8 protein-coding genes are annotated in these 7,766 nt (G+C 46.3%); 2 read left to right on the top strand and 6 right to left on the bottom strand.

The window, feature by feature from the left end:
- Together MO387_RS18545 and MO387_RS18540 are read right to left on the bottom strand one after the other, a co-directional pair.
- On the bottom strand, positions 1 to 85 hold an 85-nt coding region (locus MO387_RS18545), incomplete at its 3' end, for a valyl-tRNA synthetase (protein ID WP_242326061.1).
- A gap of 249 nt (positions 86 to 334) precedes the next feature.
- On the bottom strand, positions 335 to 1,273 hold the full coding sequence (locus MO387_RS18540; protein WP_107948258.1) for a LysR family transcriptional regulator: 939 nt from the start codon (positions 1,271 to 1,273) through the stop codon (positions 335 to 337).
- Positions 1,274 to 1,369: 96 nt separating this feature from the next.
- Between MO387_RS18540 and MO387_RS18535 the strand changes: the two genes are divergently transcribed.
- A complete protein-coding gene (locus tag MO387_RS18535; protein WP_012197364.1) occupies positions 1,370 to 1,804 on the top strand; it encodes a DMT family transporter in 435 nt (144 codons plus the stop codon).
- A 9-nt stretch (positions 1,805 to 1,813) separates the two neighbouring features.
- Positions 1,814 to 2,263, top strand: a complete 450-nt coding sequence (locus tag MO387_RS18530; protein WP_012197363.1) for a DMT family transporter — start codon at positions 1,814 to 1,816, stop codon at positions 2,261 to 2,263.
- A gap of 82 nt (positions 2,264 to 2,345) precedes the next feature.
- Here MO387_RS18530 and MO387_RS18525 read toward each other — a convergent pair whose 3' ends face one another.
- The 4 genes from MO387_RS18525 to MO387_RS18510 all read right to left on the bottom strand — a co-directional run bounded on the left by MO387_RS18525 (position 2,346) and on the right by MO387_RS18510 (position 7,710).
- On the bottom strand, positions 2,346 to 3,725 hold the full coding sequence (locus tag MO387_RS18525) for a sigma-54 dependent transcriptional regulator (RefSeq protein ID WP_107948256.1): 1,380 nt from the start codon (positions 3,723 to 3,725) through the stop codon (positions 2,346 to 2,348).
- A gap of 4 nt (positions 3,726 to 3,729) precedes the next feature.
- Positions 3,730 to 5,526 carry an ATP-binding protein gene (locus tag MO387_RS18520; RefSeq protein WP_107948254.1) on the bottom strand — a complete coding sequence of 599 codons (1,797 nt, stop codon included), beginning with the start codon at positions 5,524 to 5,526 and terminating at the stop codon, positions 3,730 to 3,732.
- Positions 5,527 to 5,656: 130 nt separating this feature from the next.
- Complete coding sequence (locus tag MO387_RS18515; protein ID WP_006082297.1) at positions 5,657 to 7,054, bottom strand: TRAP transporter large permease subunit; 1,398 nt, start codon at positions 7,052 to 7,054, stop codon at positions 5,657 to 5,659.
- A complete protein-coding gene (locus MO387_RS18510; RefSeq protein WP_012089624.1) occupies positions 7,054 to 7,710 on the bottom strand; it encodes a TRAP transporter small permease in 657 nt (218 codons plus the stop codon). The genes MO387_RS18515 and MO387_RS18510 overlap by 1 nt, the downstream gene beginning before the upstream one ends.
- Positions 7,711 to 7,766: the final 56 nt, after the last annotated feature.

The following is a 7,766-nucleotide window of genomic DNA, read 5'->3' as shown; positions in this document are numbered from 1 at the left end:
CAACACGCTCTACAACGCGTAATTTAAAGGCTAAGGTGTAATCTCGTTGTGTGCGCTTACGGCTTGAGTTAATTGATGTTGTCATAAAGAAGTCCTCTTTATGTCAACGTATTTCAGGACGGGACAATCAAATGAATAAAGGCCAACATCAACCGTTGGCCTTTATTTTTGGTGTGTCCCGTCCTGAAATACGTTGACATAAACCTGCAAACCTGACTGGCTACGCGGAATTTGGGGCTGAGTTTCATGCCTTGAGTCTTATGGTCGATATTTAAGCTCATCCACTAAGTGTTCTGATTTAATGTATCTGTTGCGGCTTTAGTGCAGCGATTCATTAACCTTGATATTTCCAATAGGGCGGATTGCCATACACCTCTAGAAAGTAGTCAATCACAGCGCGGACATTCAATGAGGGAGTGCGGGAGTTTGGGTAAATGGCAGTAATGTAATGCTGATCAATTTTTATCGCTGATTCGCAGTCCGTGAGCAATGAAATAAGTTGTCCATTTTTAAGTGAGTCACCGATTAACCAGTCAGGAAAGAGGACGATTCCCATATCATTTAATGCAGCTATGAGTAATGTTTCCGCATTATTTGAGGTGAGGATTGGGGTGATAGGCTGATGCAGCCATGTCGTCTTGTTCTTGTTAAAAAACCAGCGATTTTGACCCGAAGATCCGCTATAGACTAGGCATTGATGGTTTTTGAGATCGACGGGTTCAGTGGGCATGCCATGCAGTGCTATATACGCTTTGGACGCCGCAAGATGATAGGTTTGGCTTCCCAGTATTCTTGAGTGGAGTGATGAATCAACCAAAGTGCCAATACGAAAGATAATATCGGCGGCACTAACATGCGGGTCGATATAATCGTCAGTTTGTGTGAGCTCCACTTGTACCTGCGGATATCGCCTTAAAAACCCCGCTAACCAAGGCGCAATATGTCGCTGGCCGAAAAAAACCGGGGCATTAATTCTGATCAATCCCTTAGGTTCTATCGTCCTATCTAATAATTCATTGCGGACTTCATTCAGCTGATCTGCCATGGAACGCGCATATTCAATGAAAATCCTACCCGATTCCGTGGGTATGATTGCCCTGGTATTTCGATAAAACAGCTGCTGTCCCAGAGAATCTTCTAGTTGGCTGATGACTCTAGAAATCATCGAGGGAGAGACCCCTTCCTTTCGAGCCACAACAGAATAGCTTTTGCTGTCATAAACGCCGATAAAAAACTTTAACGCTCGCATATTGATTGAGTTTATATCATTCATTTTTGCAAATTATGCACAGGTGTTTCCTGCATTGTCTCATTTATTGGTTTTATCGACTAGGGTACTCTTGCTGCCCTTAATCACAGGAGCTTATGTATGCAGTTTTTAATGATTTTTTTTGTTGTGCTAGGAGGGGCGGGATTATCCGTTGAAGCGGGCCTCCTAGGACCTTTAGGTGCTGAAGTCGGGGAGTTATGGGCAACCTTTAGTATTTTCGGTGTCGGCGCAGCACTCACTTTTATCTTGATGCTGTTTTTCAGTCCTCGAAATAGTCCATCATTTTTCGCGCAACCCTCTTGGACATTAACGGGCGGCGTGCTTGGCCCTATTTACGTGGTGATACTCACGATCGCAACACCAGCAATTGGGATTGCTATGACAATGATCGGTATTTTAGCGGGCCAAGTTGCGAAGAGTTTGCTGATTGACCACTTCGGTTTATTTGGTACAGCACATAGACGAATTGATACTAAACGTATTGTGGCACTGCTATTTATCGTCGCAGCATTAGTGCTGATGGCGCAAAGTTAAGGGCGAGTTATGACATTGATTATGATTATGTTGGCTGTGATTGGTGGGGCCACCTTGAGCATGCAAGCAGCGATAAATGGACAGCTGGGGAGTAAAGTAGGGGTGTTTCGCAGTGCATTTTTAACTTTTTCGACTGGAGCCTTGATCACTGGATTGTTGATTTTTTATTTTGAACCACCTCAAGCAGTGACACTGTTGGATGTACCTAAATGGCAGTTATTAGGTGCAATGTGTGGCGTGCCTTATATCGTCATCATGGTGCTAGCCGTTCAGCGGATAGGTACGGCCGTCGCAACCGTTGCTGTTATTTTTGGACAGCTACTAATGAGTATGTTGATTGATAATTTTGGCTGGTTTGGCAATGAAACGATTCACTTTTCTACAAGTCGAATCGCCGCCGTAATCTGTTTGGCGATCGCACTGTATTTTATACATTCAAGTAATAAAACGTCGACGTAATACGTGATTCAGACTCGTTCTTATGCTGTGGTAGCGAACCCAGCTCAAGCTGGGTTCACTACTATCTTGTCATCGAAATGAGCTAGTCATCGGAATTAATGTACTGCTTGCGGTCTAAATCATATTTACGCATTTTGTCGTAGAGGGTTTTGCGGGGCAGTTCCAACTGCTCCATTGTTTGCTTAATGCTGCCCTTGTTGTGGCTAAGCGCTTCTTCAATCAGTACCCGCTCAAAAAACTCTACCCTTTGTAGTAAGGACATACTCGAGTGCAGGCTTGGGGTGTTGCCCAAAGTGCCAGCAAAGGCGGCTTCTCCGCCCAGCAGTACAAAGCGTTCGGCGAGATTACGTAACTCACGCACATTGCCCGGCCAGTCGTGGGAGGTGAGTATGGCATTTTGCTCGGCATTTAAGGCGATAAGCGCTTTGTGATAGCGTGCCGATGCGACGCGGGCAAAGTGCAGGAACAGCAAAGGAATATCTTCACGGCGATCCCGCAAGGGAGGGATAGGCACAGTCACCAGATTTAAGCGATACAACAAGTCTTGGCGAAATTCCCCCGTGTCACACAAGCTTTTTAAATCCACCTTAGTGGCGGCAATCACACGTATATCTAAGTTGATGCTTTTGTTTGACCCTAAGCGTTCAACCTTACGGTCTTCAAGTACCCGTAGCAGTTTTACCTGCAGTGACAGTGGTGTACTTTCAATTTCATCTAAAAATAATGTGCCGCCGTTGGCGTATTCAAACTTACCCATGCGCATCTTATCAACGCCGGTAAAGGCACCTGCCTCGGCGCCAAAGAGCTCACTCTCAATTAAGTTTTCAGGGATCGCCCCACAGTTGATGGCGACAAAGTTGGCTTGGCTGCGGCTGCTGTGATCGTGTAAATAGCGGGCGACGAGTTCTTTACCTGTGCCTGTTTCACCTTCGATTAACACGTCAGCTGGGGTATCTATCACTTGATCTATGATGTGGCGCATGCGGTTGATGCCGACGCTGTTACCCAAAATGCGCGGGCCTGGTACGCTCTGGCTTTCGAGATCCTTTTTAAGCTTACGGTTTTCTAAGGTCAGGCTGCGTTTATCTAAGGCGCGCTTCACCACATCGAGTATATGTTCGTTATTAAAGGGCTTTTCGAGAAAGTCGTAGGCACCTTGCTTTAATGCATTGACTGCCATGGCGATATCCCCAAACCCTGTCAATAACACAACGGGGAGGTCGGGGTCCTGCAGGCGGATTTGTTGCATTAAGCTGATGCCATCTAATTGCGGCATGTTGACATCTGATATCACCATTCCCGCCCAATCCTTATGCAGGAGTTTAGCGATCCCTTTCGGCTCTGTGGTAGCGAGCGCCTTAATGCCCTCAAGTTCAAATAGCTGAACGAGAACTGTGCCTATGTGCGGCTCATCGTCGATGATGAGTACAGAATAATCTTGGATAGAATTGGGCACACTCATGAGACTAACATTCCTCAAGCAAATAAATAGGTAAAATAATCTGGAAAATGGCGCCACCTTCTTCGGCATTGGCGACGTTAATTTGGCCTTGCATAGATTCGATAATACGCTGAGAAATGGATAAGCCAAGCCCGAGCCCATGCCGCTCGTTGGTGGTGAAATAAGGTTCGAAGATTTTCTCCATTTGGCTTTCACGTACGCCAGGACCTGAATCTTGGATACTGATGCAGAACTTATCTTCACTGGTCACGCGGATGACCAAGCTGCGTTTAACCGATTGTTGCATAGCGACAATGGCGTTGCTCATGATATTGACAAACACTTGCTGTAATCGGACTTTATCGCCCCAAACCTGATAGTTGCCATTGGGTAACTGCACATCGAGTTCAACGCCTTGCTTGTCTATTGCGGGCTGAACTATGGTCAACGCTTGTTTGATACAGCGGCCAATATCAGTGGCGCTATCCGTGCCTTGGCTCTTGCGAGTGAAGCTTTTAAATTGGCCGACAATATCGGCCAATCTATCGGTCAGTTCAATAATAATCTTGATATTATCCAAAGCCTTATCTTGCATATTACGAGCTAGAAAGGTTTGAGTATTTTGCGCGTAGCTGCGCAGTGCTGCAAGCGGCTGATTAAGCTCATGGTTAATGCTGGCAGATAAACTGCCGATCACTGTGAGTTTTGCCGCTTGGATGAGTTCATCCTGAGTGTCTTTCAGCTGATGGTTCGCCTGCTGCAAGTCCTGAGTCCGTTCTTCGACTCGCTGTTCTAACAGGCTTTGTGCCAGCTGCATACGCTGTAGGTTGCGGCGACGCTCGGCGCTAAATAAGATGCTGAGTGCCAGCAACAGATAAATACTGGCCGACAGTAACATTAGTGCAGGTAAAGACGACAGCAAGGGTTTGATGGGCGCTAAGATGTGCACCCGCCAGCCAGCTTTGGCCATCAACTGATGATTATCCATGTATTGCTCATGATCTCTGCCCGTTTGCAATTGGTAGAGCATGGCTTGGCTGCCACTCTCATAGGGCGGTTTCATCAACAGTTCACCTATGGGGCGTTCCGCGTAACGCTTTGATGCATTAAGCGCATATTGTTTGGCTTGGGTAAGTGGCGTAAGTGACTTTAAGCGCCACTCATCGACGCTAGAGATAAAAACAATGTCTTCAGGGTCGCTGATAAGGAATTGATATTGACCCGCAATGGCAATACTCGTGCTTTGCTGCTCGATACCGCTAATGTCCACTTTGACTATGATAGCGCCGAGTATGCCTTTGCCGCCTTGCTGATAAATAGGGTAAGAAAAGTAAAACCCACGCTTATCTGAGCTGGTACCCACGGCATAATAACGGCCTAAATTGCCCGAAATAGCATCGGTGTAATAGGGTCTAAAGGAATAATCCTTGCCAATAAAAGAGAAACTCTGTTGCCAGTTACTGGCGGCAATCGCAATCCCTAAGGCATCAATCAGATAGATATCGGACGCCTCAGTGACATGCTGGATTTCTTCGAGATATAAATTAAGTTCTTGGATCTTATCTGGGTTTTGTTGGTCGTTCAGTACATTGGCGAGCATAGGATTAGTCGATAGCACGTGGGGAATGCTTTCGTAGCGCGATAATGCACCATCGAGAAAGCTGACTAACTCCTTCAGTTGTTTCTCCGATTGCGCTTGGATCTCGATTTTACCCTGATGCAAATGCACCCAATAGGTCAGTTTGAGTGTTGCAAATAGGCCTGCAAGTAGCACTACAGTGAGAAAGAGGCGTTTCTTGGCCTTAGGCGTCATGGGCAACATGGTGGCTATCCTGATAAAGCGACGGTATCAATCACTGAGACTGTGCATCATAAAACAAAGCGAGCCTGACTAGGCTCGCTTAAAAACTAACTGTAATCAAGGGGTAATCTCACAACCTTGCATTGCCAGATTAATAACCACGCATCGAATCCAACCATTCTGGTAAGAAGAGCGAAATCTGTGGCACGTAAGTGATCAAGGTTAAGAAGGCTAACATCAGCAGTAACCAAGGCAGAACCGATTGAATGACCCAGCCAATACTCTTACCCGTGATCCCCGCGGTAACAAAGAGGTTGAGCCCCACCGGCGGCGTGAGCATACCTATCTCCATGTTCACCACCATGATGATACCTAAGTGAATAGGATCAATGCCTAAGTGAGTCGCGATAGGGAAGAGGATCGGCGCCATAATCAGTACAATTGCCGATGGTTCCATAAAGTTACCGGCAGCAAGCAGCAGTAAGTTAACGATGATCAGGAAGCCCCAAGCGGGTAAACCCATGTTAACGATATGCTCAGCGATAATATGTGGGATACGTTCAGTAGTTAATACATGTGCGAACAACATAGCGTTAGCTATGATAAACAGCAGCATGATACTGACCTTAGCACCATCACGCACTACGTTACGTATGTCTTTGTCGATAGGCGTTTTAATTAGCCCTAGGAACATGTGACCTAAGTTACGTGCGGCGGCTTTAGGTAAGCTTTCACCTTGATTGCGCCAAGCCACCTCTTTTAATGGCCCAATGTCACGGTAACCAAATACCGCAATAAAGTACGCATACATACAAGCCACAGCCGAAGCTTCAGTCGGGCTAGCAACGCCGCCATAGATAGAGCCGAGTACAATAAGGATGAGTGCTAATCCACCCAGAGCTTTGGCGCTTGAAATCCCCAGTTGTTTAAAGCCTGGGAAAGGACGCGAAGGCAGGTTCTTAAAGCGGGCGACGATGTAGATAACGATCATCAGAATGAATCCCATCATTAAGCCTGGGATTAAACCTGCCATAAACATTCTTGCTGCGGACACTTCGGTCGCTGCCGCATACACTAACATCACAATGGACGGTGGGATCAAAATACCAAGTGTGCCTGAGGTGGTGATAACCCCCGCCGCAAACTTCTCGGGATAACCCGCTTTAACCATGCCCACAATCACGATTGAACCAATCGCCGCTACGGTTGCGGGTGATGAGCCTGAAACCGCCGCAAACAGCATACAGGCCATAACAGATGCCATCGCTAATCCACCACGGACATGTCCAATACTGTCCATGGCAAAATCGATAATCCGTCTCGCGACGCCACCGGTTGAGAGGAAGGCGGATGACAGAATAAAGAAGGGGATAGCGAGTAGAGTGTAATGCTCCGATGAAGACTCATACAGTTTGAGTGCCACTGAGGCTAAGGAGTCATTCGAGAAAAACAAAATGGTGAGCATGCTGGAAAAACCTAACGCGATAGCGATAGGCATACCGAGAAACATACACACTAATAGGGCGGTAAATAGGGTTGCAATCGCCATTATTTAGTCTCCTTTTCGTCAGAGACGGGTTCTTCATTGGCGTTTTTAACGCTTTCATCGATTAAATGCATACTTTCTTTCGCTTCATCGGCAAATTGGAAGCCAGTGACTTGGTCACGTAGGATGGCAATAAAGAGTTCGGCGAATCGCCAAGTCAACATCGAAAAACCAATGATCAAGATGCTCTGGGATAACCAAATCGGTACCGCGCCATCTTCAACATCAATCCGTAAGGTGTTCCAAGCAAAGTCTGGGTCGAGGTTTTTTAAGAAAAATTGGGGGAAATTAATATCTTCCATAGGCACACCAATTTGATACATCTGGCTTAAGTAATCCCAACTGCCTTTTAAAAACAGTCCGCAATAGACGATACAGACAAAGGCGGTAACGAGGGACGTTATCTTTTTGGCCCGAGGCGCTAAGTTTTTAACGAAGGCATCGACACCAATGTGCGCGCCAACTTTTACCCCATAAGACATACCAAACAACACAAACCAACCGCAAAAGGTCAGTGTGAGTTCTTGGATCCACAGAAAACCCGTATTGAAGAAGAATCGTGCGACGACTTCTGAAAACACTAACAACGTCATCAGAGTGATCAATAAATTGAGCACACCTTCTTCAAAATAACCAAATATTCGCGATATCACAGCCATAATCCCCTCGCTGAAATGGCCGCTTAACCTCGGTTGAGGTTAAGCGGCTATCATCA

Source organism: Shewanella sp. N2AIL (genome assembly GCF_022690845.1).
GTDB classification, from domain to species: Bacteria; Pseudomonadota; Gammaproteobacteria; order Enterobacterales; family Shewanellaceae; genus Shewanella; species Shewanella baltica.
Note: the sequence above shows the minus strand (reverse complement) of the source record. Positions and strands in the feature narration are given on the sequence as shown.

Bases quoted from the DNA above. Each gene is read 5' to 3' on its own strand.
- MO387_RS18540 (WP_107948258.1), bottom strand. From the start codon at position 1,273: ATGAATGATATAAACTCAATCAATATGCGAGCGTTAAAGTTTTTTATC.
- MO387_RS18535 (WP_012197364.1), top strand. From the start codon at position 1,370: ATGCAGTTTTTAATGATTTTTTTTGTTGTGCTAGGAGGGGCGGGATTA.
- MO387_RS18530 (WP_012197363.1), top strand. From the start codon at position 1,814: ATGACATTGATTATGATTATGTTGGCTGTGATTGGTGGGGCCACCTTG.
- MO387_RS18525 (WP_107948256.1), bottom strand. From the start codon at position 3,725: ATGAGTGTGCCCAATTCTATCCAAGATTATTCTGTACTCATCATCGAC.
- MO387_RS18520 (WP_107948254.1), bottom strand. From the start codon at position 5,526: ATGTTGCCCATGACGCCTAAGGCCAAGAAACGCCTCTTTCTCACTGTA.
- MO387_RS18515 (WP_006082297.1), bottom strand. From the start codon at position 7,054: ATGGCGATTGCAACCCTATTTACCGCCCTATTAGTGTGTATGTTTCTC.
- MO387_RS18510 (WP_012089624.1), bottom strand. From the start codon at position 7,710: ATGGCTGTGATATCGCGAATATTTGGTTATTTTGAAGAAGGTGTGCTC.